We start from the raw sequence: 26,715 nt of genomic DNA, 5'->3' as shown, positions 1-26,715 counted from the left end.
GTCATCCCGTTGAAAAACGGGACCCAGGGATGGAGTCCACAGCCCTGTGATCATCTGGGTCCCGGCTCTCCGGCCGGGATGACGAATATGGTGGAGCGGTCCGGATGGGGGAGACTTACGCTTTCGCTTCAGGCCGCAGGATATGCGTGTGCTCTGCGTCATAGAGCGCACTGTCCCGGAAATTCTCCTCGCCAAGGACGCGGCCGACCATGATCAGGGCGGTGCGAGTGATCTTGGCCGCGCGGACCTTGCCGCGGATATCCGACAGGGTGCCCCGAATGATCTGCTGGTCCGGCCAGCTTGCCCGGTAGATCACGGCGACAGGGCAGTCCGCGCCGTAATGCGGTGTCAGAGCGCGTTCGATATGGCGCAGATTGCGGATCGAGAGATGGATGGCGAGGGTGGCTTTCGAGCGGCCGAGCTCTTCCAGTTCTTCGCCTTCCGGCATGGCGCTGGATTGCATGGTGGTTCGGGTCAGGATCAGCGTCTGGCTGATTTCCGGCAGGGTCAGCTCGGTTTCGAGCGCCGCCGCCGCCGCCGTATAGGCGGGCACGCCGGGGATGATCTCGAACGGGATATTTTTGGCGCGCAGCCGGCGGATCTGTTCCGCGATGGCGCCATAGAGCGACGGGTCGCCGGAATGCACCCGGGCGACATCATGCCCCGCTGCATGGGCAGCCTCGATATCGCTCAGGATCTCGTCCAGCGTCATTGGAGCGGTGTCGATCACCTTGGCGCCGTCCAGCGCATGGGCGACGACGGCTTCAGGGACAAGCGATCCGGCATAGAGGCAGACCGGGCAGCGGGCGATCAGGTCCCGGCCCTTGATGGTCAGCAGGTCCGGGTCGCCGGGGCCGGCGCCGATGAAATAGACAGTCATTGTCCAGCCTCTGAGGTTTTGTCCGCGCGGATGCTGGTGCCAGCCTTCCCGGCATAACCGCGCGGGGTATAGACGTGTTTACCGTTGAACTGGGTCTCGCTGGAGCCGACCATGACCAGCGTCAGCATGTCGACCTGATCGACCGAGAGATCCTTGAGCGTCGTCACGGTGATCTTCTCCTCCTCGCGGCCGAGCGAACGGCCGAGAATCACCGGTGTCTCCGGTGGGCGGTGCTGCAACAGCACGTCGCGGGCATAGGCGAGCTGGGTGCGGCGGCGCTGTGACACCGGGTTGTAGAAGGAGATCACGAAGTCCCCTTCGGCGGCGGCTTTCACCCTTTGCTGGATCGCCTCCCACGGTGTCAGCAGGTCGGACAGGGAGATGGTGCAGAAATCATGGCCGAGCGGCGCGCCGATCCGGGCGGCGCAGGCCTGCAGGGCTGAAATGCCGGGCGTGACCCAGACATGCAGCCGCTCCCAGTCTTTCCGGCCTGCCTTGTCCAGCAGCTCATAGACCAGCGTCGCCATGGCATAGATGCCAATGTCGCCGGAAGACACCAGCGCCACCGACTTTCCTTCCGCCGCGAGATCGAGCGCATAGGCGGCGCGTTTTTCTTCCTCTCCGAGGGCGAAATCATGCCGCTCCTTGCCTGCAGCGAGCGGGCCGAGCAGGTCGATATAAAGGCCGTAGCCGACGATCACTTCGGCATTGCGGATAGCCGCATCGGCTTCCGGTGTGCGCCAGTAATCCGCGCCGGGGCCAATCCCGACAAGAGCGAGTTGTCCGCGCGCCATGCCGGTGGAGGCCGTGTCGATCGGTGCCGGGGCTTCGGCGATGGCGCAGGTAGCGCGTTTCGATTTCCGCTTCGGCACAATCAAGGTCGCGTCCGGCCCGGCGGCGGCAAGGGCCGCGCCTTCGCTGACGCCATGGCAGCCGACTTCCCGGAAGACAACGTCCGACGGTGTGGCGAGGCGCGGTGCTTCTTCCTCCAGCCGGGCCGCATCGAAGAACCGGACCGGGCGGCCGAGACGGGCGCCGAGGGCATGCACTGCCGTTTCGTCCATCTTCACATCGATGGAATAGACACCGGCAATGGCCTCGGGGGCGAGATTGTTTTCGGCCAGAGCCTCCTCAACCAGACGGATCAGCTCTTCCGGCTCTGCATCCCGCTCGCAACCGACGCCGACGGCGAGGCGTTCGGGGTGATAGGTCAGGCTTTTCGGTGCGGTAGCGGCGATGTTCACCGAGGCTGTGACGCGGCACTCGGCGGCATCGTCTCGCTTGAGGTCAGCGTCAGCCAGCCAGTCCAGCGCTGGGTCGATGGCGGCGGGCTCTCCGGCCAGCAGGGCAGCGGCGACGCTTTTATAATAGGCGCCGGGGGAGAGGTGCCAGCCAGCAGGCGGATTATCGAGCGCGACGCCCAGACTGAGGTCGCTGGCGGTGGTGATCGATGGTGCGATGCCGAGTGCTTCTCCGGCCCGGCGGGCCAGATCGTTGGCGCCGTGATGGCCGCCGAGCAATGGCACGACGGCAGAGCCGTCCTCGGCGATGGCGAGCACCGGCGGTTCCGTTTCCTTGTCAGCCAGCAACGGCGCCAGAATGCGTATCAAGGCTCCGGCGGCGCCGACGAACAGGATAGGCGAGCCGATGGTGAACAGATCGCGCAAGTGCTCCGCGACTTCGGTGAAAACCCGGTCGGCGGGCGCGCTGCGGGCATGCAGCTCCATTTCCAGCGCCTTGGCGAGCTTTTCACCGACCTCGCGGCCGGACGGGGACAGAACGACGATTGTCATAGGCGGCTTCCCTCAAGGAAGGCCTCACCGCGTTTATGCAGGAGGATCATGGAAAAATAGGGGGCGGCGGAGGCGTCCACCTCGGCAAGTGGCAGGCAGCGCTGGCTGTCCATTGTCGCATGTTCGATATAGCGGGCGCCGTCGAGCAGGCCGAGATCTGCCAGCAGGGTCCGGACGCGCTCAAGATGGCGGCCGACCTTCATGATGACGGCGCCGTCCGTGTTTTCCAGCCGGGCACGCAGGATGTCATCGGGCAGGGGCGCGGGCAATACCGTCAGCACGTCATTGCGGGAGACCAGCGGGGCGCCGAGCACGGCGGCGGAGGCCATCAGCGAAGAGATGCCCGGCACCACTTCGGCCCGATGCGTCGGGGCCAACCGCTCATAGAGATACATGAAGGAGCCATAGAAGAACGGGTCGCCCTCGCACAGCACGACAACGTTTTGGCCCGCGTCGAGCGCTGCACCGATATGCAGGCTGGCCTCGTCATAGACCTGCGCGGCGGGAAACCGGGAGGTCACCATCGGCATGCGGATGGCGTATTCCGCGCGGCCTTCCGGGATGTGCGGCGCGGCGATCTCGCGCGCCAGACTGTCGCCATCCTCCGGGGCCGGATAGCAGATCAAATCCGCCGCCTGCAGTCGCTTCAGCGCCTTCAGCGTGATCAGGTCCGGGTCACCCGGCCCGACGCCGATACCTGTGAGCAAACCGGTCATGCTGCTATTCCGTCTTGTCTGTTGCGGGCTTGGTTACGGCCCATTGGGTTACACTCATCAGCGGCCGCCAACCCTGATAGGGGCCGACCGGCTCCGCGCGGGAGACAGCGATGCGGGACAGCTGCCCACCAAGGCGCGTTTGCGCCGCGAACAGCGCCGCCTCGCCTTCCAGCGTCACCACATTCGCGACCAGTCTTCCGCCGGGCTTCAATGCGGACCAACAAGCGTCCATCACGCCATCGCCGGTGATCCCGCCGCCGATGAAGATCGCATCCGGTGCTTCAAGCCCGGTCAGAGCCTCCGGCGCCCGGCCTTCCACGAACCTGAGAAACGGGGCACCGAGGGCGTCTGCATTGAGCCGGATGGTTTCGATGCGTTCCGGATTGCTCTCGATGGCGACGGCTTTTGCCAGCGGATCCGTGCGCATCCATTCGATGGCAACGGAGCCGGAGCCTGCGCCGACATCCCAGAGTAACTGTCCCGGTCCCGGCCGCAGGGCGGAGAGTGTTGCCGCGCGGACCTCGCGCTTTGTCAACTGCCCGTCGCTTTCGTAGAAATCGTCATCAAGGCCCGGTGTGCTGCCCAGCGCGGCTGGTCTATCCGGCTGACACAGCGCCACGGCAATGGTGTTGAAATCGGCACCGGGCTGGTGCGGCCAGTCCGCCGCCGTGCCGTCCAGCCGCCGCTCGGACGCGCCGCCCATATGCTCGAACACGTTCATGGTACTGGCGCCGAACCCGGCGCCGGTGAGATAGGCCGCAACCTGTCCCGGTGTCTCCCCCCCGTCGCTCAGCAGCATCAGCTTCAGGCCGGGCTGAAGGGCGGCGGCGAGCAGGGCAAGCGGGCGGCCATGCAGGGTCACGGTGCGCACTTCGGAGAGTGGCCAGGCGAGGCGTGCGGCGGCGAGAGAGAAGGCGGACGGTCCCGGATGGATCGCCATTTCACTGGCCGGGAGATGCTTGGCGAGGGTGGCACCGATGCCGAACTGCATCGGGTCGCCGGTTGCAAGCACCGCAACCGGGCGGCCGCGCATTTCAATAATTGCTTCGACCAGCTTGCTGAGCGGGGATGGCCATTCATGCCGCTCGCGTCCGTCCTCCGGCACCATGGCCAGATGCCGGGCGCCGCCGATCAGCACCTCGGCGCTGTCGACCAGTGCGCGGGCGGAGGGGGCAAGGCCGTCCAGCCCGTCCTCGCCGATGCCGATCACACGCAGCCAGGGCATTCCGGTGCTCATCGGGCCGCACCCTTTCCGGCGAGGATCGCCAGTGCATTCACTGCCGCTGCTGCCATCGCACTGCCGCCGCGCCTGTCCGGCAGGGTGAGGAAGGGTGGCAGGTTATCTGTTGCCGCCAGTGCTTGTTTCGATTCGGCCGCGCCGACAAAGCCGACCGGGAAGCCGAGAATGACCGCCGGGCGCGGCCCACCTGCAAGAATGCTCTCCATCAGGCGGAACAGCGCCGTCGGTGCATTGCCGATGGAGACCACCGCACCGTCAAGGTGCTCCTGCCAGAGTGTTACCTGGGCGGCGGAGAGTGTCGTTCCTTCGGCCTTCGCCAGATCCGGCAGGCGCGGATCGCGGATCAGGCTGATCACCTCGTTCCCGGCCGGCAGCAATTTCGGTGTCACGCCATGGGCGATCATGGCCGCGTCGCAGATGATCGGTGCTCCCGAGGCAAGTGCCGTCCGCCCAGCCGCGACGGCGCCGGTCGAGAAAACCAGATCGGGCGCGATCTCCGGCATTCCGCAGGCATGCACAAGACGCACCGCGACCTCGGCCTCGTCGGCGTCGAAGCGGGAAAGATCCGTCTCCGCCCGGACGATCTCGAAGGATCGCCGGTAGATGGCGGACGGATCTTTCTCGTATTCGAAAGTTGGCGCGGTCATAACGGCTGGCCGGATCAGGAATCGGTCAGCGTGCGCGGGCCGAGCGGATGGTCCGCATGGGGATAAGGGTGATGATGGTGGTCGTGCCCGTGCCCGTGGTCATGGGAATGCCCGTGCTTGTGATCGTGGTCATGGTGGTGCCCGTGATCATGCCCATGGTCGTGATCATGATCGTGGCTGTGGCCATCGCTGTCGTTGATGCCCTCGACATGATGGTGATGGCTTTCCTGCGGCAGGCCGACCTCGTCCTCGAAGCCGAGCACCTGCTGGCGGTACTTGCACATCTGGCAGTTCATGTTGCCGGTGCCGTCGGTGATTTCCCGCACCCGGTCAAGGAAGGTCTCGATCACCAGCGGATGGTCGTTCAGATACGGCGCCTTGACGAACTCGATCTCCGGATGCCGGGCGGCAACCTTGTCGACGTAATCGTAGATCCGGGTAATTAGAATGCCGGTGAAGAGGAAATAGGGGAACACGACGATGCGCTTGTAGCCGAGCTTGGCGGCGTGCTCGAGGGCCGGTTCGACCAGCGGGAAGGTGACGCCGGAATAGGCGGTCTCACCCCAGCCGAAGCCCATGCCTTCCCAGAGCAGGCGCATCACCTTGGACACGTTCGAGTTCGCGTCCGGGTCGGAGGCGCCGCGACCGACGACAACGAGCATGGTCTCGTGCCGGGAGATGTTATCGCCTGCCGCTTTCAGCGCTTCCTCGACACGGGCCGACGCAGCTCTGATCATCTTCACATCGATGCCGAGCTCGCGCCCGTAATGGATATTCATGCCGTCCGATTGGGCCTGGTAGGTATTCAGCACGGACGGAATATCGTTCTTGGCGTGACCCGCGGCAAACAGCATGCCTGGCACGGCCAGCACGTCCGTCACGCCCTGCGCCTTCAGCGCGTCGAGGCCGGTGCGGATGATAGGCGTGGCGAATTCCAGATAGCCGTAATCCACCGGCATGTCCGGCATCTGTTCCTTGATCCGGATGGCGAGTTTCGCGAACTCGTCCACGGCTGCCTGATCACGGCTGCCATGCCCGCAGATCATCACGCCCTGTTTTCCGGTAATTTTTTTGTCTGAAACGCTCATCTCATCCCCCACCGCCGCGTGCACGGGGGCGCGGGAATGTTGCCATCCCGGCCACGAGCCGCCGCGGATATCCTTGCTGGATCTATCCGGCCCCGGAGATCTCCGGGGCGCCCGTCACGTCAGTGTCCCGGGCCGAAGTGTTCTGGATAGAGGGTAGGGTGGATGGGGGCAAGTCCGGATCGGACCAATAGCGTCGCCACCGCGACCTCTGCTTCCGTGATGTCATCGCTTTGCCCCCTGCTCCCGATGAGGGTATCGTGGGTGATTACAAGAGCTTGTTTCCCGGATGCGGGCCGGCTCGGATGATCAGGAAAGCTTTTTAATGAGTGCCGAATTCACCGACCGCTACAAGCACAAGATCAAGACAGCTGCCGAGATTGCCGAGATTGTCGGAAGCTTCCCGCGCCGCAAGAAGGTGATCATGTGCCACGGGGTGTTCGACGTGGTGCATCCGGGGCATCTGCGTCATCTGGGGTTCGCGAAGAGCAAGGCCAAGATCCTGATCGCGAGCCTGACGGCTGACCGTCATATCGCGAAAGGCGTCTATCGCCCGCACGTGCCCGAACAGCTTCGGGCGCTCAATCTCGCGGCGTTTGAAATGGTCGATTATGTCGTGATCGACCAGAACGCCAAACCGCTCGACAACCTGCTTGCGATCCAGCCCGACTTCTTCGCCAAGGGATATGAATATACGGCGCAGGGTTTGCCGCCGAAGACGCAGGAAGAGCTGGATACTGTCCAATCCTACGGTGGCGAGGTGATCTTCACGCCGGGAGATATCGTCTATTCATCTTCCAGACTGATCGATCTTGAAGCGCCGCAAATACCGATGGAAAAGCTTCTGACCCTGATGGGCCAGGAAGGTTTCGAGTTTGACGATCTTTCGTCCACTCTAAGCTCGATGGCGGGCCAGAAAGTGCATGTGATCGGCGATACGATCGTCGACAGTTATACGGAAACCTCGCTAATCGGCGGCCAGACCAAGACACCAACGATCAGCGTGTCATACCAGGGCAGGCGCGATTATATCGGTGGTGCGGCGATCGTTGCGAAGCATCTGGCTGCTGCCGGTGCCGAAGTGACCTTTTCCACGGTTCTCGGCGACGACGAATACAAGGATTTTGTCATCGTGGATCTGGAGGCTTCAGGGATCAAGCTGAAGCCAATCATCGACCCGACGCGACCGACAACCAACAAGAATGCCATCGTGGCCGGTGGATACCGGCTGCTGAAAATCGACACGCTCGACAATTCCAGCATCTCCGATGACATCCGCGTCCGCCTGGTTAAGCAGATCAAGGCGACGAAAGAAGGCGCGGTCGTCTTTAGCGACTTCCGTCACGGTATTTTCAACCGCCGCACCATCCCTTCTTTGACCGAGGCGATCCGGCCTGACCTGTTCAAGGTTGCCGACAGCCAGGTGGCGAGCCGCTGGGGCAATATCACCGAGTTCAAGGGCTTCGATCTGATCACCCCGAACGAGCGGGAAGCGCGGTTCAGTATCGCGGACCAGGATTCGGGAATCCGCCCGCTGGCCTCCCGGATATACGACGAGGCGGAGTGCCGGACGTTGATCCTGAAGTTGGGGGATCGCGGTGTTCTGACCTGTCGGAACGCGGATCACGAGGCGCTCGATTCCTTCTTTGTCGTCGACAGTTTCGCTGATCGGGTTGAAGACGCTGTCGGGGCGGGCGATGCTCTGCTCGCCTATGCGACACTCGCCATGATGACGCGGGGTAGCGCACCGATTGCTACAATCCTCGGGTCATTCGCGGCAGCCATAGAGTGCGAGCAGGACGGCAACATTCCGGTCACCCCTGCGGATGTGTTGAAGAAAATATCCGCCGTTGAGCGACGCGCCAGATTCGAGAGCTAGGACGGAGTTTTGGCCATGCGTGCCCTTGTCGTTGGCCTTGGTGTTCAGGGCCACAAGAGACGCCGTGTTGCGGGAGCCGATTGCGTCGGAACCGTAGATCCCTTTCATGATGAGGCTGGTTTCCGGACCCTCGAAAGCGTCCCGCTGGACCATTACGATGCGGCGCTAGTCTGCACGCCGGACGAGCCCAAGTTCGAGCTGCTGAAATACTTGCTCGGCAACGGCAAGCATGTGCTGGTGGAGAAGCCGCTCTGGTTTTCCGGCGAAGCCGAGATGGATGTGCTTGCAGGGCTGGCTGCGTCTTCAGGTGCGGTCTGTTACACGGCCTACAACCATCGTTTCGAGCCGCATTTTGTCCGTATGCGCGAGCTGATCGCGTCCGGCACTCTGGGTCAAATCTACCGCTGCCGGATGTTTTACGGAAACGGTACGGCGCGGCTTGTGCGCGACTCGGCCTGGCGGGATATGGGCGCTGGCGTGCTGCCGGATCTCGGTAGCCACCTACTCGATACGGCGCGGTTCTGGTTCGGTGATATCGCCGATGATTTTCGTATCGTCTCGGCTGACTGTTTCGAGAATGCGGCGCCGGATCATGTGGTCATCGCCTCGGGCGGGGCTGGCCCCCGTATCGAGCTTGAGATGTCGCTGCTGTCCTGGCGAAACCATTTCATCTGCGATGTGTTTGCCGAGCATGGCACGGCGCATATTGAATCGCTGTGCAAATGGGGGCCGTCGCGCTTCGTGCATCGCCGCCGGGTGCTGCCCAGCGGCAGGCCGCCGGAAGAAGCTGTGACGCTGGTTCAGGACGATCCGACCTGGGAAGCCGAATACACTCATTTCAAGGCGCTTTGTGCGGCCAAGGGAGCGTCCAATCTGGAGAACGACCGGTGGCTCTATCGCGCGCTGGGGCGGCTTTCTTCTGAAATCGCGGGAGACGCGTAAGAGTATGGCGAACGGTTTGAAGAAGCCTGTCATCGGGTTTGCCGGAATGACCCATCTCGGTCTGAACTCTGCCGTCGCCGTCGCTGATCTTGGCTTCGAGGTGATCGGCTTCGCCGAAACGGAGGAAGAGGCAAGTCGGCTCCGTCAGGCAGAGCTCCCGGTCGTGGAGCCCGACTTGCCCGAGATGCTGGCCGCGAACAAGGACCGTCTGACTTTTACAGTACAGGTCTCCGATCTTGGCAGGGCCGATATTGTCTATATCTCGGTCGACGTGCCGACGGATGACGAGGGGCAATCCGATCTGACCCGGATCCGGGCTTTGCTGGACCGGATCATCCCCGAGCTTGGACCCGATGCCTTGCTGGTCGTTCTCTGCCAGGTGCCACCGGGTTTCACGCGTGCGCTGGATTTCCCTGCAGAGCGCCTTTTTTACCAGGTTGAGACGCTGGTCTTCGGCCGGGCAATCGAGCGGGCACGTTATCCCGAGCGCTATATTGTCGGCTGTGCCGATGCGGCGCTGCGGCTGCCGGAAGCCTATACGGCACTGCTCGGCGCATTTGACTGCCCGATCCTGCCGATGCGGTATGAGAGCGCGGAGCTGGCGAAGATCTCGATCAACTGCTGCCTTGTCGCCTCAGTCTCGACGGCGAATACATTGGCAGAGCTGTGTGAGCGGATCGGTGCTGACTGGTCGGAGATTGTCCCGGCGCTGAAGCTCGACCGGCGGATCGGCCAATATTCGTACCTCACGCCGGGCCTCGGCCTATCCGGCGGCAATCTGGAGCGCGACCTCGCGACCGTCATCCGCTTTGCCGAAGCGAACAAGACAGACGCGGGCGTGGTCGAGGCCTGGGTGTCGAACAGCACGTGGCGCAAGGACTGGCCTTACAGGACGTACCGGGATCTGATTCGTCCGATGCTGGGTGACTCTCCGCGCCTCGCCGTGCTGGGGCTCGCCTATAAGGAAAACACCCACTCCCTCAAGAATGCGCCATCTCTGGTTCTGCTCGATAATCTCGGCGGCGATGCCGAGATCGCCGTGTATGACCCGGTGGTGAAAGCTGATGTGCTGCCGGATCTGACACATTGCGAAAGTGCTCTGGAGGCCTGCCGGGATGCCGATGTGCTGTTCCTGACCACGCCGTGGCCGGAATTCCGGGAGTTGGATGCCAGCCGTCTTGCAGGAGTGATGCGGGGGCGTGCTGTGGTCGATCCCTACGGTCTACTCGACAGAGATAATGCACGCGGGGCGAGATTCGCACATTTCGTACTGGGCCGATCATTGGGAACTGACTGACATGCTGAAACATCTGAACGAGACCGATGTGCTTCCGGGGCGTGTCGCGGTTATTGGCGGTGCTGGCTTCGTTGGTGGAGCAGTGGTCGGTTCGCTGCGGAAGGAAGGCGTTGCGGTGGCCTCCATCGGCCGGTCCGATGTCGATCTTCTTGCCACTGATGCAGCGGATAAACTGGCCGGGCTGCTGGAGCCGGGCGACACGGTCGTCTTCGTTTCCGCTATGGCCCCGGTGCGGAATGTTGTCATGCTGCGCGATAACATGACGATTGTCGCGAACGTCATCGAGGCTCTGCGCGCGAAGGCGCCGGCACATTTGATCAATGTCAGTTCTGACGCGGTCTATCGTGACGTGCTTTATCCGATGTCGGAAAGCGCCGCCGCCGAGCCGGCCAGCCTGCATGGGGCCATGCATCTGGCCCGGGAAGTCGCGCTGGCGGCCGAGCTCGATGTGCCGCTCGGCATCATCCGGCCGACCCTGATTTACGGGGCGTCCGATCCGCATAATGGCTATGGCCCGAACCGCTTCATGCGGCTTGCGATAGCTAATGAGGAAATCAGGCTTTTCGGAGAGGGCGAGGAGCGTCGCGACCATGTCCTTGTCGATGATGTTGCGGATCTGATCCGCCGGATGGTCCTCCACCGCAGCACCGGCGTAATCAACGCCGCGACCGGTTCCGTTCATGCCTTCCGTGATATCGTGGAAACCGTTGTCCGGCTCTCTGGTTCGTCGAGCGCGATTGTCGGGCAGGCGCGACAGGGCGCCATGCCGCACAATGGCTACCGGCCGTTCGATCCGGCCAACGTGGCCCGCGCTTTTCCCGACTTCCGGTTCACGTCTCTTGAAGAAGGCCTGAAAAAGACGCTGGCGAGCGGGATGCGCGATGCCTGAGATCGACCTTCTGCGCGCGCTGCCGAAAACCAAACGAAACCTGCAGCAGCGCACTGTCGGCAAAGACCCGGAGGTCGTCCGGCTCTCCAAGCAATTTGGTGAGCATTATTTCGATGGGCCGCGAAAATATGGCTATGGCGGCTACCGTTATGACGGACGGTGGCAACCGGTCGCCCGGGATATCGTTGCGCATTACGGACTGAAGCCGGGCATGCGGGTACTCGATATCGGCTGCGCCAAGGGTTTTCTGGTCAAGGATCTGCTCGATGCCTGTCCCGGACTTGAGGTTTTCGGCCTCGATATCTCGGAATACGCCCTGAAGCATTGTCCGCCGGAGGTGGCAGAACGGCTGCATCTGGGGAACTGCGAAGCTTTGCCGTTTCCGGACGGGAGCTTCGATCTCGTTCTGGCGCTGGATGTGATCCACAACCAGAAGCGGGAAGGCGCGATCCGGGCGCTCCGCGAGATCGGCCGGGTCGGCAAGGGTAAGGCGTTCATCCGTGTGGACTCGTATCACACGCCGCAGCAGAAAGCCGTCTTCGAGGACTGGGTGCTGACGGCGGAATTCCATGATTACCCGGACGGCTGGCTCTCACTTTTCGAGGAAGCCGGGTACAAAGGCGACTGGGCCTGGACGATTATTGCCTAGGGATCAATAAGGCCCGGTAAAGCTCGGGTCCGGCACGTCATGCCACTTACCGGTTTCCGGTTCGGTGAACTGGATTTTGGCGCCGAGTGTTGCCGCCGCCGCTTCCGCGATATTGATGGCGCGGGGGTAAAAATGCTCGCTCAAGGCCGGTGATGTCGGTGTCGGCACGGAGGGCAGGCCGACCCGGCGCGGTGCAGTCTTCAGGCTCTCCGAAGCGCCCTCGACGGCGGCACAGACAATTTCAGCGCTGATGCCGAACTCGGCGGTGCCGGTGTCGGCAACAACGAGCCGGCCGGTCTTGCGGACGCTCTCGACAATGCTCTGCCGGTCCAGCGGCGTGATGGTGCGCAGGTCCAGAACCTCGGCATCAATCCCGGCATCGGCCAGCATTTCCGCTGCCCGCAATGCCAGAAGGCTTGCATAGGAAGCGGCCACAATAGTGACATCTTTGCCCGGCCGCATGATGCGAGCCTTGCCGATCGGAGTTTCGTACATTTCTTCCGGCACGGCGCCGCTGACGCCATAGAGCCAGCGATGCTCGATCGAAATCACCGGCGCATCGTCACGCACGGCGGCGATCAGCATGCCTTTGGCATCATGCGCCGTCGTCGGCATGATGACCTTGAGGCCGGGAATATGTGCGAACCAGGCCTGCAGTGCCTGTGAATGCTGCGGGCCCTGGCCCCAGCCCTGACCAATGATCATCCGGACCGTCAGCGGTGCTCGCATCTTGCCGCCATACATGTAATGCCATTTGGCCGCCTGATTGACGAGCGGCTCCATGGACAGCACCGCGAAATCAACCCGCATATGCACCATGATCGGCCGCATGCCGTTGCCGCTGGCCCCCAGCAGCATGCCGGTCATGGCGTTTTCGGAAGACGGCATGTCGAAAACACGGTCAGGGCCGTAATCGTCGACGAGGTTTTTGGTGGTGCCGAAGACACCGGTCGGGCCGGGCACGCCGAGTCCCATGACGACAACATCCCGATCGCTCTCCAGGCATTGCGCCTGGGCCTCGCGCAGGGCTTCGAAATATTTGATTTCCCTGGTCATCGCGGTGCGCCCGTCATTCCGGATACACGTGGCGGAAGAGTTCTTCCGCGTCTGGGAAAGGGCTGTTCTTGGCGGCAGTGAAGGCGGCTTCGATCTCGCGATGGAGAGTCTTTTCCGCGCTATCCAGCCAGGCCTGATCGACAGAGCCGTCTTCGATCAGCCGGTCGCGATAGTTGTCGACCGGGCAGCGGGTCTTCCAGCTCTCGAGTTCCTCGGCGCTACGGTAGCCGAGATGGGTATCGTCGAGCGGGCCGCAATGTTCCATCCAGCGGTAGGTATGGAATTCGAGCAGCGTCGGGCCGCCGCCGTTCCGGGCCTTGTTCACGGCATATTCCGCCAGCCGCCAGACCTCTTCCACGTCGTTGCCGTCTCCGTCGAAGCTCTCCATCCCGTTTGGCGGGCCAAGGCGCCGCACGGTCTGGTTCTCCGGCTGGCGGGTCTCCAGCAATGTGTGCACCGAATAGAGATTGTTCTCGCAGACGAAGACGACCGGCAGCTTGTTCACGCCGGCGAAGTTCATGGCCTCGTGGAAGGCGCCTTCCTCGGTTGAGCCGTCGCCGAAATAGATCACGATGACGCGGTCTTCGCCGCGCTGCCGGGCTGCCCAGGCATCGCCGACGCCGACCGAGATCGTGCTGGCGAGGATCGGCGCGGAGCAGATGAAACCGGCATCCAGGTCGATCAGGTGCTGGCTGCCGCCCTTGCCAACGGCACAGCCGTCGGCTTTGCCATAGATCTCCGCGATCATCGCCGGCATGTCGCCGCCCTTGGCCAGATAATGGCCATGGCTGCGATGCGCACTGTAGACGTGGTCCTGCTTCTGCAAATGCGCGGAGACGCCGGTCGGCGGCGCTTCCTGCCCGATGCAGATATGCACCGGACAGCGCATTTCCTGCTCGGCATAGCGGTCGACGATGGCTTCTTCGACGCGGCGCGTGCGCAGCATGGAGCGATAGAGCTCTTGCCGAGCTTCAACTTCCGGACGGGCGTTTCCGCCGATTGCAGCTTCCGGCGTCATGCTCACCCCCGCAGCGTGTAACCGGTCGGCCAGTCCTTGATCTGATCCCAGTAGGTGTCGGCCCACTCGACCATTTCGGCGAGACCCTGCTCCCAGCTGATCTCTGCTTCCCAGCCGACATCGCGCTTGATGGCGCTGCTGTCGAGCCAGTAGCGGGAATCCTGTCCGAGACGCTCACCGGCAACCTCGCAGATATCCTCGAACGGTTTGCCAAGCGCATCGGCACAGAGCTCGACGACGCGGCGGATCGAGGTCGGCTCGGCCGAGCCCGCATTGTAGACGGTGCCGAGTGGAGCCTTCTCTGCAACCAGATGGATGGCGCGGCCGAGATCGCGGGCATGGATGTAGGACTTTTCCGCCTTGCCGCCGCCATGCAAGGGAAGTTTCTCGCCCTTTTTAGCCATCACTATGGTCCGCGGGATGACCCGGTGCAAAAGCTGGCCGGGACAATAGGCATTGCAGGGCCGGAGGATGTTCATCGGGAAGGACAGATGCTTCGAGACGGCCATCAAGTGCAGATCGAATGCTGCCTTCGACGCTGAATAAGGGCTCGATGGGCGGATCGGGTCGTCTTCCTTTGCCGCATGCTCGACCGAACCGTAAAGCTCGGAGGTGCCGATCTGGATGAAGCGCTCAAGGTAGTCGCGTTTGGCCAGTTCCTCGGTCAGGTGCGAAAGGCCGACGCAGTTGGTCTCGAAGAAGCGCCAGGAATGTTTCCAGGAAACCGCGCCTTCGCCCTGCGCGGCGAAGCAGACGACGACGTCCGGCTTTTTCTCGTCCAGCAGCTCAAGCAGAAGGTCGAGCTCATAGGTGATGTGGCGGGCATGATATTCGTATTTCGGGTGACTCTCGATATCGAGCGAGAAAGGCTCCGGCCGCAACGGGTTGCGGCCGATACCGATCACTTTCTTTGGGTCGGCATTGTCGAGCAGGTATTTCGCGGCATGGATACCGAAGCTGCCGCCGCCGCCGAGAATTGCATAGGTTTTTGTCATTATCTCGCTGCTCTTTGTTTGCCGAAAACCACCTGCTCCGGAGCCACCTTGGGGCGGCTCCGGAATTCCAGCGGGTCAGGATGCGTTGATCGCCTTGAGCCTTTTGACATTGTAGTAGAAATCATCAGTCATCGGCTCGGGCAGCTTGTCTGCCTTGAACGCTTTGACGAGATCGCGGACGGCATCCTCGATGGAGTGGGCCGGGCGGAAGCCGAGCTTGTCCGCGATCTTGTCAGAATTGATGTGGTAGGAGCGGTTGTCATCGCTCGGCGTGGTAACCAGTTCGATGTCCCCAAGCTCCGGCATTTCCTGCTCGACCACCTTCTTGACGATCCTGGCGATATCCATGATCGACTGGTTCTGGTAGCCGGCATTGAATGTCTCACCGGCGATTTTCTCGTCCTCGACCTCAAGCAGCATCTTGTAGAGATTGCACATGTCCTGAATGTGCAGGTTCGGACGCAGCTGGTCGCCGCCGAACACGGTGATCTTGCCGTTATTGATGGCATGGTTGGTCAGGATATTGACCGAGAGATCCAGGCGTTGGCGCGGACCGTAACCGCAAACCGTGGCTGGGCGAATTGTCACGCAGACGAAATCCGGGGTCTGGTGCTTGAACAGCAACGGCTCGCACATGCCCTTGAACTTGTTGTAGAGGGTCAGCGGCAGCAGCGGATGATCCTCTTTCACGTCGGGCTGGTCGGAGACGCCGTAGACGGAGCTGGAGGAGGCATAGATGAAGCGCTTCACGCCAGCGGCCTTGGCGGCGATCACCATCGGCTCGAAGGCGTCGAAATTGATGGTCTCGCTCAGAGATTCGTTCAGCTCGAAGCTGGCATCGTTGGAGATGCAGGCGAGATTGATCACCGCATCGCAGCCCTTGAGGGCTGCTGACAAAGCCGCCGTGTCGCGGATGTCGCCTTTGACGGAGGTCAGCTTGGGATCGTTCTTCGGTAGAAAGTCATCACCGAAGAATTGAATGTCGTAGGAGACGACTTCGTAGCCCTGATCCAGCAGTTGGGGGATCAGCAGGCTTCCCACATATCCGGCCCCACCCGTAACCAGGACCTTCTTGAATCGATTTGCCAACGGGTTCACTCCCCTGAATTTGTCTGCTTCAGACCGATTAAAATTCTAGTCGGTGACAATACTGTAGCCAGCCGACGTTGCGTCATCGAAGAACATCTTCACCGTCTCAAGTGAGAATGCATCCAGATCCTTGCCGATATTAACCAGCTTCGTCAGTAGATCATCCGTAACCGTGATGATGTCACAGCCGGCTGTATCGGCCTGGAACAGGTTGAGTACTTCGCGCGGGCTTGCCCAGAGCAGTTTCGCCGCCGGTTTGTCACCGAGAAGGTTCTTGCAGTGCTGCATTACGGGCACCGGGTCGCAGCCGGTATCGGCGATACGTCCGGCGAAGACGGAGACGATGGCAGGTGTGTCGGCATGTAAAGCCGCACTGACAGCCTGGACCTGCGCCGCAGTCATGATGGCTGTTACATTTACCGAGATGCCCTCAGCGGACAGCAGGCGGATCAGCGACGTTGCGGACTCGCCTTTGGTGTTGGTTACCGGGATCTTGACCGAAACATTGCTTCCCCAGGATGCAATCCGTCGGGCCTGTTTTTCCATTGTCGAAAAATCGTCAGCGAATACCTCAAAGCTGATCGGCCGCCCATCGACCAGAGCGAGCGCGTCTTTGGCGAAGCGCTCATAGTTCTGGATACCGCTCTTGCGCATGAGGGTCGGATTCGTCGTGAAACCTTTGATCAAAGGATCCTTGGCGCGCGCCGCGATGGTCGCGAGGTCGGCCCCGTCTGCATAGACCGCGACGGAAAGGCCGGAAACGGAAACCGGGGCGAGGAAGGATTTGCGCTCTGACATCACCATGTGGTCTCGGCGATTTGCAATTCCGGGTGACTTACAAGGGCGTGCCAAATCACAGACTGAAACGCCTCTGAAATCGGAGTGACCAGGTTCGGGTCAACCTGCGGAACAATGATTGCGTGGGTGCTATGCCGTGCCGCGTGACCCTGATCGCGTCCGACGACCGAACAGATCGCCATGCCGCGCTCGCGCGCAAGGTCAATCGCGTGCACCAGATTCATCGAAACGCCGCATTCCGCATCGCCGCCGCCGACGGAAAATATCAGCAGCGCATCCTCGGCCCGTGCCCGGCTGGTTTTCAGCCACTCGCGAAAAACGGTTTCCCATCCTTCGTCGTTGGTGCGGGCGGTGAGTTCGGAAACATTATCGGTCGGGGCGTAGGCTTCGATGCCGCAGAGTTTGCGGAAATCGTTCACCGCATGACTTGCATTTCCGGCGCTGCCACCAACACCGAGAATGAACAGCCGCCCGCCGTTATCACGAACGCGCTTGAGCGTTAGCGCCATATCCTCGATCGCCACCGGATCGAGGGAGCGGCACACTTCACCCGCAAGTTCGAGGAAACGCTGAATATGCGGCAAACCTAACTCCAAGCAGCCTGTTTCGTATCGAAAACGGGAAAACGAGACCGCAGGCGTTTTCCCAGAACAAGAAAGCGAGTGCAAGTTTCAAGCCATAAGTCTTTTATGACAAGTCCTGGGGACAGTTGCGGTTATCGGCCACAAGATCGGAGTGGCGTTTCCTTGCTCATGAATGCAGAGTCCGGCGTATATGAGGTTTTAAGCGGAAATATCTCCGAGTGAATATTCTGGGCATCCATGGAGGCGTCACGCTCAATCAGCACGATGCCGGCGCCGCGCTGATTTGTGACGGCAGGGTCGTGGCCGCTATCGAGGAAGAGCGCCTTCTTCGCATGAAAGGCGCATATGGCCAGATTCCCATACGCGCCATATCCGCATGTCTCAAGCATGCCGGCCTCTCAATGAATGACATCGACGGGATCGTTCATCCGGGCGAAACCTACGATGACATGCCCGGCCGCATTCGGGACTACATCACCTATTATTTTGGTCATTGCCCGCCGGTGGAGATGATCAATCACCAGATGGCGCATCTGGCATCCGCTTATTTCCATGCGCCGGCCGACGATACTTTCGTGCTGTCCTACGACGCCCAGGGCGACCGTCTCAGCGGGGCGTACGGTATTGCGGATACCGGGAAAGGGGTGGAGATACTCGGATCGTTCCCGAACTCGAATTCCCTCGGCATGTTCTACGCAACGATGACGTCCTATCTCGGCTTCATGCCGGGCGAGGATGAGTTCAAGGTCATGGGGCTGGCGGCCTACGGTAAAGAGAAATACGACCTGACGGTTTTCGCCAAGCCGACTGCGGACGGCTATCAAGTCGATTCTGAATTTATCCGGAGCGATCCCGCCCCGAAATCCCGTCTGGAGCCCTATTATAGTCAGAAACTCGTCGATTTGCTCGGCGAGCCCCGACGCCTTGGCGAGCCGATAGACCAGCGTTTGATGGATGTCGCCTTTGCCGCACAGCAGGCACTGGAGGCTTGTGCGGTTTCGCTTGTCGAGATGATCCAGAAAAAAACCGGCCGGTCACGGCTGGCTCTTGCCGGTGGCGTCGGCCTGAACTGTTCGGCCAACCTGAAGCTCGACCGGCTGCCGTCTCTCAAGGACTTCTTCGTGCAGCCCGCTGCGTCCGACCGCGGGCTGGCTCTTGGCTGCGCTTACCATGGAGCTTTCGCTGCTGGTGACCGGCCGGCGCCTCTCTCGAACGTCTATCTCGGCCCGTCCAGCTCCGCCGCCGACGATACGATCAAGTCCGCGCTGGATCTGACCGGCATGGCATTCCGTGAGAGCGATGCGCCGGAAGAAGAGGTGGCGCGCTGGCTGGCCGAGGGAAAGATTGTCGGCTGGTTCCAGGGGCGCTCCGAGTTTGGCCCGCGCGCGCTCGGTAACCGCTCAATCCTGGCGGACCCGCGCAGTGCGGAGATGAAGGATGTGGTCAATGCCAGGGTCAAATTCCGCGAGGAATTCCGCCCGTTCGCGCCGGCCACGCTTGAGGAAGAGGCATCCACTCTGTTCGAGATGTCCAAGCCTTCGCCTTACATGACCAAGGCATTCCCGGTTCTGGAAGAGAAAAAATCCGTTCTGGGGGGCGTCACCCATCTGAACGGAACCGCTCGGGTGCAGACGGTCTCGACCGACAGCAATCCGAGGTTCCATGCCGTCATCAAGGCTTTTGCGAATGAAACGGGCGTCCCGTCTGTGATGAACACGAGCTTTAACATCAAGGGGCAGCCGATTGTCGAGACGCCGCTGGAAGCGATTTCTACCTTTGCCTCAACGGGGCTGGATGCGCTGGTGATGGGTAATTTCATCGTCGAGAAAGCGCGCGTACCGCGAACTTAGGGCATTTCGTCGTACCCTGCTCGAATAGTGAAAAGTCTATTTCGCTTTCCCTGGCCGTGGAGCTATTCGAGCCGGGTCCACATTTTCCCTTGGGACGCGAAGTTATCAAGATCCTCGTCGACCTTGTCATTCGGGAGCACGCGAAAGTCGAGACTGAAGCGGATGTCTGTGCTCTCGTTGCTTGCTGCGCCGTGAATCAGATTGGTATCAAAGATCACATAGTGATCTTCGGGCAGTGAGATTCGCTTAGTGTTCGAAAAATCAACGCCGCTCGTGATGGTTTTTACATCATATAACAGGCCAATTTTGTGGCCTGACGAGTGTTTTGCAACCGTGCTGCTTTTTTCGCCTTCATTTATAGTCTCAATATTCGCGTCTGGAATATTCTGGCTTTCAGGGACGTACTGTAAACTATTGGAAGATGTTACATTTAGTAATGGAATCCAGATGTTGACTCCATATTTCATGTTTTCATTCCAGAATGATTCTCTGTGAAAACCAACATTTTCTTGAATGCGTTTTTTATCTGGGCGCGTCGCTCGAAGGTATGAAATTCTGGTGACCGAAAAATCGTCGTTTTGAAGGATTTTTCCGATTCTCTGTTTTTCAAGGCGGCAAAACTCAGTTGTAAAAGAGAGAGCGTTTATTTCATCTTGCGCTTTGGCGACGATCGACCGGTAGGTCTCATCGTCCATCGACGTGTAGTATTGTGCCGATTCAGGAAAGTGGTGGTTTACCCGTGCACGAATATCGGACAGTAAGCGGCAGCTTTCCTCATGCATCCGAAAAGAGAAAATGCCGGATCTTTTGTACTCGGCGATCTGTTTCTGACTGAGTTCAAGCATATCTGATGCCGCCTTAGCTTGAAGGGACCCTTTTGTGAAGCCCGAATGACCTGCTGATGTGGTTTTCAATAACATGATGATGACGCTCCGAGCATAACAATCGATCTCGGCAGAGAGGCGCATCCTAAGCGTCTTGGGCGAAGTCCCGCGTAAATTGCCTGATTGTTTCCAATATGTCGTGGGGCCGGTAGCCCCACTTTTCAGCAGCGGAATTGTCAATTCCGAACGGCGATTGGCTGGCGGGCGAGACTTTCAGCCCGGACCTTGAATTAAGATCGCTCCGCATCTGACGCAGGATTTCTGCGAGGCACGGACCAGCGGTGGATCCGATGGGCGCTCTAACATCTGTTGGCAAATCGTTCATAGCGGCAAGTTCGACGAAGAACTTCGCTACGTCTGATGCCAGGACGGCGTTGTTGAATTTGAAGCCCGGCGAGGAGTAGGTCAGATCTTGATTCTGCATCAGGCGCTGCGCCACACGGACAAGCCAGTTTTCCGGGTGGGCATGGCGTCCCAGAATTGCGGGAAGCCTGACTGAAATAACAGAAGCGACTTGCGGTGCGTCAACGAGGAGCTGCTCCGCCAACAGCTTTGCCGCTCCATATTCTGATGGAGATACTGGCGCCGTCTCTGCGGAAACCAATCCGCCGTCTGGTTTTCCATACACAGAGGTACTTGAGGCATTCACGATCGAGGAGATGTTCGAGGCGCGGCAAATGGCAAGGACGTTTTGCGTGATCCGGCTGTTGATTTCAGCGCCGTGCGCGCCGTCTCCCGACGTCATGCGGTCGAAAGCAAGGTGAATGATTGTGTGCGGGCTGTCTGACGGTGGGGACCATTCTAGTCCGGGGGCAGACAGGTCAAGATCGACCGGCTTAATCCTTGTGGATAGGGCATGACGTGCGCACGTGGCTGCCGCCTGTCGCGAAAGGGCAAAAGTGTCTATCCCTTCCGCATCAAGGGCCTTGAGCACATATCCGCCAAGAAACGATCCTGCACCGGTCAGAATAACGGGTGTAGCCACTATTGTTGCCCCGGAATAATATCCATTGTGCGTCGGACTCGATCATGCTGAGCATGAGGGTGGAGCCTCCAAACGCTGATATAGGGTGGCGCGTTATTTACATTGACAGCTTGGGTCAGTACGTCATTCCGATCAAGACAAACCGCGACTTAGATCGTGGTGTTTTTTCATCGGATACTTCCTCGTTATGGATCTTACGAAGCCTCGGGAAACTTGCCGTTCTCGGCGATTGCCAGCTTGCTAGTGCAGGGATCAAAACGCTAAAAAGAATGCCTAAATTTCTTACTTTGTTAGCAGGTTGATGAGTAAACCATATAAGCATCTGTATTTGCCGATCGAAGAGTCTGCGCGCGAACTCAATGCGCGGCTTTTGCTCGTTATCGCTGCCATGCAGCAGGGCTACCGGGTTGTGATTGGTCAGCAATGGCTGTTGATCAACAACCTGCAGAATCTCGCCCCGGGAATTGTCTTCTTCAAGGGGACGAACAAAGTTCAGGCTGCTTGGATGGCTCACGCCAAAAAACACGGTCACAAGATCGTTGCTATCGATGAAGAGGTCACGGCGATCGCTGACCGGCGATTTGTACTGAAGGAGGTCTGGCCGGAATCATTACCGCTGATCGACCGTTTCTTTCTGCAGGGACAGAACCAATACAATATCTACACGGACGCGTTTCCGGATTTCCAGGATCGCTTCACAATAACCGGTAATCCGCGGTTCGATCTCCTGCGCAAGGAATTCACCAAAGCGTTCAACGATACAGCGGAGGAATACCGGGAACGGTACGGCCGATATATCTTGATTAATACCAATTTCGGCTATGTCAACACGGCTTGGGGCAAGCCTGAGAACTTCGTTAAGGTTTGTGAAAATGTGGGGTACATCAACCGTTCGGACCCGGAAGACCGGAAGTTTTTAGCCGATTTTTACGATCTTGAAGTCATGAATATGGCCGCCTTCAAAGTCATGATGCGTAAACTCCGCGACAGGTTTCCCGATCATCAGGTGGTTCTAAGGCCGCATCCAGCCGAGGATGTAAAGTCCTGGCAAGACGCTATGTCTGGAGAAGAGCGCATCCATGTCGTTTTCGAGGGCTCTGCTGCGCCCTGGATGCTCGGGGCCGATTATTTCATCCACAATACCTGCACGACCGGCACCGAGGCCATGGTGCTCGGTGTTCCAGTCGGCGCGTATGCTTCCTACACAAATTGGGTCGAAACGATATTCCTCTCCAATCTGGTAACCCCAGTATTTCGGGACATGGATAGCCTCTTCGATGCTGTGAAAGTGGGGATTCAGGACCGGGATGGGGCGATCAATGCGATCCGGCAAGATCGGGATCTTGTCCTTAGGCAGCATATATCGGGTCTGGACCAGACGCTGGCGACCGCTGGTATTTTCCACGGTATCGAAAGCATCGAGGTGGCGAGCTCCTCAGGGTCGGTCTATCGGGATGGAAAAGGCCTCAATGTCGGAGTAAATCGCACCAAGTATCAGCGAAAAAAGATCGAGCTAGACATCAAGGAACTGAACGAGAAAATGACCAATCTGGTAAAGGCAACGGGAATTGGTTTCAGAGCCAAAGTCGAAAAAATGGGCGATTCGCTTTATATGTTCACGCCTGTGGACTGACGCGGCCCGGCTTCGGCGTTATGAGTGCACAAAGGATTCCATGATCTTGAGTCCGACCGGCCCGCTCCGCTCCGGATGGAACTGCACTCCGGTCACATTCTCTTTGATCACGGCTGCGGTGACTTTGGTCCCATCATAAGTCGTTGTCGCCAGGACGGCTTCTGGATCATCCGGCAGGCCATGGTAGCTGTGCACGAAATAGGCGAACTCGCCCGGCTTCACCGATCGAAGCGGGCTTGAGCCCCATCTGCCCGGCCGCGGGCATTCAAGCGGCGCCCAGCCGATATGAGGCAGTTTGAACGCGTTGTTGCCGGCCGCTGGCTGCAGCTGCTTTACACGTCCGGCGATCAATCCGATGCCCTGATGCTCTCCGAATTCTTCGCCAATCTCAAAGAGTGCCTGCATGCCGACACAGATGCCGAGCAACGGCCGGCCGGTCAGGGCGAATTCCCGCGCCAGATCAACCGCTCCATAGCGCCTCATGGCATCAAGGCATTTTGCGAAGGCACCGACTCCAGGCAGCAGCAGGCGTTCGACCTGATCTGCCCGCGGGCATTTGTCGACCAGCTCCACCGAGGCCCCGGATTTTTCGACGGCGCGGCAGACGCTGTACAGATTTCCTATGCCGAAATCGAGAACAGTTACCCTTGGAGCACTCATCAGATCGACAGCTCCCGTATGTTCATGTTTGCGGCCAGGGCTTGACCACGGATTTCTGCGATCGTCATGCGGTCGTAGTGCAGGATGTCGGCCATGGCGACTGCATCGGCATGTCCGTCTTGAACGGCGGCGACAAGATCCTCCACAGACCCCATCCCGCCGGAAGCGATGACCGGGATACTGACAAGGCCCGATATCGCGTTCAACAACGCGATATCGAACCCTTTCCGTGTGCCCTCCTGATCGATCGAGGTCAGCAATAATTCGCCGGCGCCCAGTTTTTCCGCTTCCTGGACCCATTCGATAACGTCGCGCCCAGAATGCTCCCGACCGTTGTCAGTATAGGCTTCCCATCCGCCGGAGTTCTGCCGCTTCGCTTCGACAGAAAGCACGACCGCTTGGCTGCCGAATTCTTCCGCGATTTCCGATAGCAGCTCGGGACGGGCGATAGCCGCCGTATTGATTGCGACCTTGTCCGCTCCAGACCGCAGCAGCTTTCGCGCGTCCTCGACAGATCGGACGCCGCCCCCGACCGTGATCGGAACAAACACATGGTGGGCAGTATGTTCGAGAATTTCAGTTAGATTGTTGCGTCCGTAGAGACTTGCGACCGAGTCCATATAGATGATCTCGTCGATCCCTTGCTCGTAGTACCTTTGAGCATAGGTTTGCGGGTCTCCGATGATACGCAGGCCTTCGAGATGAATGCCTTTGATCAGGTTCGGCCCCTTGATATCGAGCCGGGCGATTAGTCGGATCGGACGCATTTCAATGGACCCCGCAGGCTGTCGTCAATTCTGTTGCCAGACGGTTCTGCGCAGGGACCATTCACCGTTTTCCGAGCGCTGCCAGAGGTGCGGAGAGCGGAACCGATCAGCGAGATGAAGAAAATAATCACGTGTCATTTTCTGGTTCTCGAAGTTCTTCGCGGCTATGGGGAACTGATCTTCGGTAATGCTCATATACGCGAAGTTGTCCGCTTCGAAGCGGTCCGGATATTCGCCGTCGAACCGTTTTGCCAGCGCTACGCCTTCCTCACGGAGGATGTCCTTGGATCGGATCTCCTGAGCGGCGTCATACGTTGCGCGTCCGATGCCGAACTTTACGTGGGTGCAGAAGTAATGCAGGTCGTCGATCTTATCGTCGATGCTGTTGTACTTGCTGTAGGTGCCGGGTGTCCGCTCCGGAGAAGCTTGGAATCCGCCATGCTCAACGGAATAGTAGTAAGCACTCTGAGGGTGCCACTTCAGATAATAACCGAGGTAATGGACCTCAATTCCGACCTTCTCCAGACGGTCCGGGTCTGCAGGCATGTAAGGGATGAAATCCTGCTCCTCGAGCCCAAAATCCTCTTGCAGCTCGGTGAGCGAGACCCCGCCCAAGTAAATATTATCGAAATCCTTGGCCGCGTAATAAGTGTTGGAGCGGATCGGGGTGACAACGTCGGTTTTCGGATTGCCGTACTCGGCTTCGTTCTCGCCATAGAACACCAGCGGAATATTGAAGCGCTCGGCCAGCTTCGGCGCGAGATTTTTCTGGCCTAGAACGAAAGGCTGAAACGGATGGTAGAGGTTTTCCACCGAGAGACGGGTCAGCAGGCGATGCACTCTACCATTCGGCGTGCATAGATAGTTGTCGAATCCGGCATGGATCCATGATTCGAAGTTCTTCCATCCCCAGTCCGTATGGATGTGAGGTGCCCAGGTCACGGTCAGCGGATGCATCCCGTATTTGGTTTTAAGGATATGAGCCGCGTAAAAGCTGTCCTTGCCGCCTGAGCCGGGAACGAGACAATCGTAGCTTCCGTCCTTGCTTCGGTGCTGGTCACAGAGCGCAATCAGTTCCTCTTCGCGTCCGCCCCAGTCGATGGTGGTGTGCTTTTCTTCTGCGACGCGGCAAGCGTCGCATACACCCTCTTCGTCCAGAGCAATTGTTGCTTTGCGGCTCTGTTTCGTATGCTTGAATTCGACGGTCGAATTTGGGCGCTGATTCGAGATCACGCATCGCGTACAGAACTCGATATCCTGCGGAAGTCCGTAGCGGGTTTCCGGCTCGGGATTGTCAGCTGCGAAACTCGAAAAGTCGATATCGACGTGCGCTGGATATTTATACATGGAAGCCTTGAATTGATGGATTTCTGCGCTGATCCGGTTTCCTAACACGATTGCTTCTTTTAAAAGCAATATTTTTACCCGTACGGCCCTCCGAGAAGGTGAGTAAAAATGGAACAGAAACAGCTTGGCGTCCGTGCAGGTGTAAGCGGGCAGCTTTTCTGTTTCGGTTTTGGGTACACCTGTTCTCGGTTGGCATCTCGACTGCGTGTCTCTGGCTGGCGGACGGCCGGGACCGTTCGCAGTTTGCGAGAGAAGGAGCCTAACGAAGATCTGGAATTGTATCGCTTTTGCGGTGACGCGCCGGTCGCTGGCGGATTTGATGTTTTCCGTGATGTTACACACTTGGTTGCTTCGATCCCGCCTGGTGAGGAAGGTGACCCTGCGCTACTCCAGCATTTGGCTGATCTGCGCGCTTTGCCGAGCCTTGAATGGGTCGGCTATCTCTCGACACCGGCTGTCTATGGTGACCGTGGTGGCGCCGTGGTGCACGAGACCGATCTTCCCAATCCGGGATCCGAGCGCGGCAGACGCCGCCTTGCGGCGGAACGTGCCTGGGTTTCCACTTTCGAGAATACTGACGTCTCCGTTCAGGTGTTCAGGCTTTCCGGGATCTACGGGCCCGGCCGGAGCGCCATAGATCAATTGCGCAGTGGCAAGGCACGGATCATCGATAAGCCAGGCCAGGTCTTCAACCGCATCCATGTCGATGATATCGGGACTATATTGATGGCCTCGATGCAGCGGCCGAATCATGGCCGGATCTACAATGTCGCGGATGATGAAGCCTGTCCCAGCGGAGACGTTATCCGCTACGCCGCGGAACTTCTCGACATGGAGGCGCCTGAGCCGATTCCGTTTGACAGCGCGGAGCTGTCTCCGATGGCGCGGTCGTTTTATTCCGAGTGCAAAAGGCTCGATACCGCGCGGATCAAGTCCGAACTTGGTGTCAAGCTGGCATACTCCACCTACCGGGAAGGGCTGCGCAGTATTCTTGACGATGCGTGAACTGCCGCGTAGAGCGAACGTACAAGT

The 26,715-nt window shown here is 59.5% G+C and carries 25 protein-coding genes; 8 read left to right on the top strand and 17 right to left on the bottom strand.

Going from position 1 to position 26,715, the window contains the following annotated elements:
* Nucleotides 1-115: 115 nt before the first annotated feature.
* From cobM to VOI22_RS19660, 6 genes are read right to left on the bottom strand one after another with little or no spacing between them, the layout of a single operon-like run.
* Nucleotides 116-880 carry a precorrin-4 C(11)-methyltransferase gene (gene cobM, locus VOI22_RS19685; protein WP_323798149.1) on the bottom strand — a complete coding sequence of 255 codons (765 nt, stop codon included), beginning with the start codon at nt 878-880 and terminating at the stop codon, nt 116-118.
* Nucleotides 877-2,673, bottom strand: a complete 1,797-nt coding sequence (gene cobJ, locus VOI22_RS19680; protein WP_323798148.1) for a precorrin-3B C(17)-methyltransferase — start codon at nt 2,671-2,673, stop codon at nt 877-879. The genes cobM and cobJ overlap by 4 nt, the downstream gene beginning before the upstream one ends.
* On the bottom strand, nt 2,670-3,389 hold the full coding sequence (gene cobI, locus VOI22_RS19675; protein ID WP_323798147.1) for a precorrin-2 C(20)-methyltransferase: 720 nt from the start codon (nt 3,387-3,389) through the stop codon (nt 2,670-2,672). The genes cobJ and cobI overlap by 4 nt, the downstream gene beginning before the upstream one ends.
* Nucleotides 3,390-3,393: 4 nt before the next feature.
* Complete coding sequence (gene cbiE / locus VOI22_RS19670; protein WP_323798146.1) at nt 3,394-4,626, bottom strand: precorrin-6y C5,15-methyltransferase (decarboxylating) subunit CbiE; 1,233 nt, start codon at nt 4,624-4,626, stop codon at nt 3,394-3,396.
* Complete coding sequence (locus VOI22_RS19665) at nt 4,623-5,276, bottom strand: precorrin-8X methylmutase (RefSeq protein ID WP_323798145.1); 654 nt, start codon at nt 5,274-5,276, stop codon at nt 4,623-4,625. The genes cbiE and VOI22_RS19665 overlap by 4 nt, the downstream gene beginning before the upstream one ends.
* A gap of 14 nt (nt 5,277-5,290) precedes the next feature.
* The gene (locus VOI22_RS19660) at nt 5,291-6,364 is read right to left on the bottom strand and encodes a sirohydrochlorin chelatase (protein ID WP_323798144.1); all 1,074 of its coding nucleotides are present in this window, start codon (nt 6,362-6,364) and stop codon (nt 5,291-5,293) included.
* Between the two features lie 322 nt (nt 6,365-6,686).
* Here VOI22_RS19660 and VOI22_RS19655 point away from each other — a divergent pair, with 322 nt between their 5' ends.
* From VOI22_RS19655 to VOI22_RS19635, 5 genes are read left to right on the top strand one after another with little or no spacing between them, the layout of a single operon-like run.
* Nucleotides 6,687-8,240 (top strand): PfkB family carbohydrate kinase, encoded by a 1,554-nt coding sequence (locus VOI22_RS19655; RefSeq protein WP_323798143.1) that lies wholly within the window; start codon nt 6,687-6,689, stop codon nt 8,238-8,240.
* Nucleotides 8,241-8,255: 15 nt separating this feature from the next.
* Nucleotides 8,256-9,182 carry a Gfo/Idh/MocA family oxidoreductase gene (locus VOI22_RS19650; protein ID WP_323798142.1) on the top strand — a complete coding sequence of 309 codons (927 nt, stop codon included), beginning with the start codon at nt 8,256-8,258 and terminating at the stop codon, nt 9,180-9,182.
* A 4-nt stretch (nt 9,183-9,186) separates the two neighbouring features.
* A complete protein-coding gene (locus tag VOI22_RS19645) occupies nt 9,187-10,479 on the top strand; it encodes a nucleotide sugar dehydrogenase (protein WP_323798141.1) in 1,293 nt (430 codons plus the stop codon).
* A gap of 1 nt (nt 10,480) precedes the next feature.
* Nucleotides 10,481-11,368 (top strand): SDR family oxidoreductase, encoded by an 888-nt coding sequence (locus tag VOI22_RS19640; RefSeq protein WP_323798140.1) that lies wholly within the window; start codon nt 10,481-10,483, stop codon nt 11,366-11,368.
* A complete protein-coding gene (locus VOI22_RS19635; RefSeq protein WP_323798139.1) occupies nt 11,361-12,017 on the top strand; it encodes a class I SAM-dependent methyltransferase in 657 nt (218 codons plus the stop codon). The genes VOI22_RS19640 and VOI22_RS19635 overlap by 8 nt, the downstream gene beginning before the upstream one ends.
* Before the next feature lie 3 nt (nt 12,018-12,020).
* On the opposite strand, the gene VOI22_RS19630 is transcribed toward VOI22_RS19635, so the two are convergent.
* From VOI22_RS19630 to VOI22_RS19605, 6 genes are all read right to left on the bottom strand, one after another.
* Nucleotides 12,021-13,073, bottom strand: coding sequence for an alpha-ketoacid dehydrogenase subunit beta (locus VOI22_RS19630; RefSeq protein ID WP_323798138.1), 1,053 nt, complete (start codon nt 13,071-13,073; stop codon nt 12,021-12,023).
* Between the two features lie 13 nt (nt 13,074-13,086).
* Complete coding sequence (locus tag VOI22_RS19625) at nt 13,087-14,091, bottom strand: thiamine pyrophosphate-dependent dehydrogenase E1 component subunit alpha (RefSeq protein ID WP_323798137.1); 1,005 nt, start codon at nt 14,089-14,091, stop codon at nt 13,087-13,089.
* 2 nt (nt 14,092-14,093) lie between these two features.
* Nucleotides 14,094-15,086 carry a GDP-mannose 4,6-dehydratase gene (locus VOI22_RS19620; RefSeq protein ID WP_323798136.1) on the bottom strand — a complete coding sequence of 331 codons (993 nt, stop codon included), beginning with the start codon at nt 15,084-15,086 and terminating at the stop codon, nt 14,094-14,096.
* Between the two features lie 75 nt (nt 15,087-15,161).
* The gene (locus VOI22_RS19615; protein WP_323798135.1) at nt 15,162-16,175 is read right to left on the bottom strand and encodes an SDR family oxidoreductase; all 1,014 of its coding nucleotides are present in this window, start codon (nt 16,173-16,175) and stop codon (nt 15,162-15,164) included.
* Nucleotides 16,176-16,220: 45 nt separating this feature from the next.
* Complete coding sequence (locus VOI22_RS19610; RefSeq protein WP_323798134.1) at nt 16,221-16,973, bottom strand: transaldolase; 753 nt, start codon at nt 16,971-16,973, stop codon at nt 16,221-16,223.
* Complete coding sequence (locus VOI22_RS19605; RefSeq protein WP_323798133.1) at nt 16,973-17,557, bottom strand: SIS domain-containing protein; 585 nt, start codon at nt 17,555-17,557, stop codon at nt 16,973-16,975. The genes VOI22_RS19610 and VOI22_RS19605 overlap by 1 nt, the downstream gene beginning before the upstream one ends.
* A gap of 218 nt (nt 17,558-17,775) precedes the next feature.
* Between VOI22_RS19605 and VOI22_RS19600 the strand changes: the two genes are divergently transcribed.
* Nucleotides 17,776-19,407 carry a carbamoyltransferase gene (locus VOI22_RS19600; RefSeq protein WP_323798132.1) on the top strand — a complete coding sequence of 544 codons (1,632 nt, stop codon included), beginning with the start codon at nt 17,776-17,778 and terminating at the stop codon, nt 19,405-19,407.
* A 62-nt stretch (nt 19,408-19,469) separates the two neighbouring features.
* On the opposite strand, the gene VOI22_RS19595 is transcribed toward VOI22_RS19600, so the two are convergent.
* Nucleotides 19,470-20,327, bottom strand: a complete 858-nt coding sequence (locus VOI22_RS19595) for a hypothetical protein (protein WP_323798131.1) — start codon at nt 20,325-20,327, stop codon at nt 19,470-19,472.
* Nucleotides 20,328-20,376: 49 nt separating this feature from the next.
* Nucleotides 20,377-21,276 carry an NAD(P)-dependent oxidoreductase gene (locus VOI22_RS19590; protein ID WP_323798130.1) on the bottom strand — a complete coding sequence of 300 codons (900 nt, stop codon included), beginning with the start codon at nt 21,274-21,276 and terminating at the stop codon, nt 20,377-20,379.
* Nucleotides 21,277-21,577: 301 nt separating this feature from the next.
* On the opposite strand from VOI22_RS19590, the gene VOI22_RS19585 reads away from it, so the two are divergent.
* Complete coding sequence (locus VOI22_RS19585) at nt 21,578-22,909, top strand: surface carbohydrate biosynthesis protein (protein ID WP_323798129.1); 1,332 nt, start codon at nt 21,578-21,580, stop codon at nt 22,907-22,909.
* An 18-nt stretch (nt 22,910-22,927) separates the two neighbouring features.
* On the opposite strand, the gene hisH is transcribed toward VOI22_RS19585, so the two are convergent.
* The 3 genes from hisH to VOI22_RS19570 are packed head-to-tail and all read right to left on the bottom strand — an operon-like array spanning nt 22,928 to nt 26,025.
* Nucleotides 22,928-23,569, bottom strand: coding sequence for an imidazole glycerol phosphate synthase subunit HisH (gene hisH / locus VOI22_RS19580; RefSeq protein ID WP_323798128.1), 642 nt, complete (start codon nt 23,567-23,569; stop codon nt 22,928-22,930).
* Nucleotides 23,569-24,336: an imidazole glycerol phosphate synthase cyclase subunit gene (locus VOI22_RS19575; protein WP_323798127.1), complete on the bottom strand. Its 768-nt coding sequence runs from the start codon at nt 24,334-24,336 to the stop codon at nt 23,569-23,571. The genes hisH and VOI22_RS19575 overlap by 1 nt, the downstream gene beginning before the upstream one ends.
* 24 nt (nt 24,337-24,360) lie before the next feature.
* Nucleotides 24,361-26,025, bottom strand: a complete 1,665-nt coding sequence (locus tag VOI22_RS19570; RefSeq protein ID WP_323798126.1) for an N-acetyl sugar amidotransferase — start codon at nt 26,023-26,025, stop codon at nt 24,361-24,363.
* On the opposite strand from VOI22_RS19570, the gene VOI22_RS19565 reads away from it, so the two are divergent.
* Nucleotides 26,026-26,688, top strand: a complete 663-nt coding sequence (locus tag VOI22_RS19565) for an NAD-dependent epimerase/dehydratase family protein (RefSeq protein WP_323798125.1) — start codon at nt 26,026-26,028, stop codon at nt 26,686-26,688.
* Nucleotides 26,689-26,715 lie beyond the last annotated feature (27 nt).

The sequence above is a fragment of the Nisaea sp. genome (genome assembly GCF_034670185.1).
Classification (GTDB): Bacteria; Pseudomonadota; Alphaproteobacteria; order Thalassobaculales; family Thalassobaculaceae; genus Nisaea.
The sequence above is the reverse complement of the archived record's forward strand: the minus strand, read 5'-3'. Positions and strand labels throughout refer to the sequence as shown.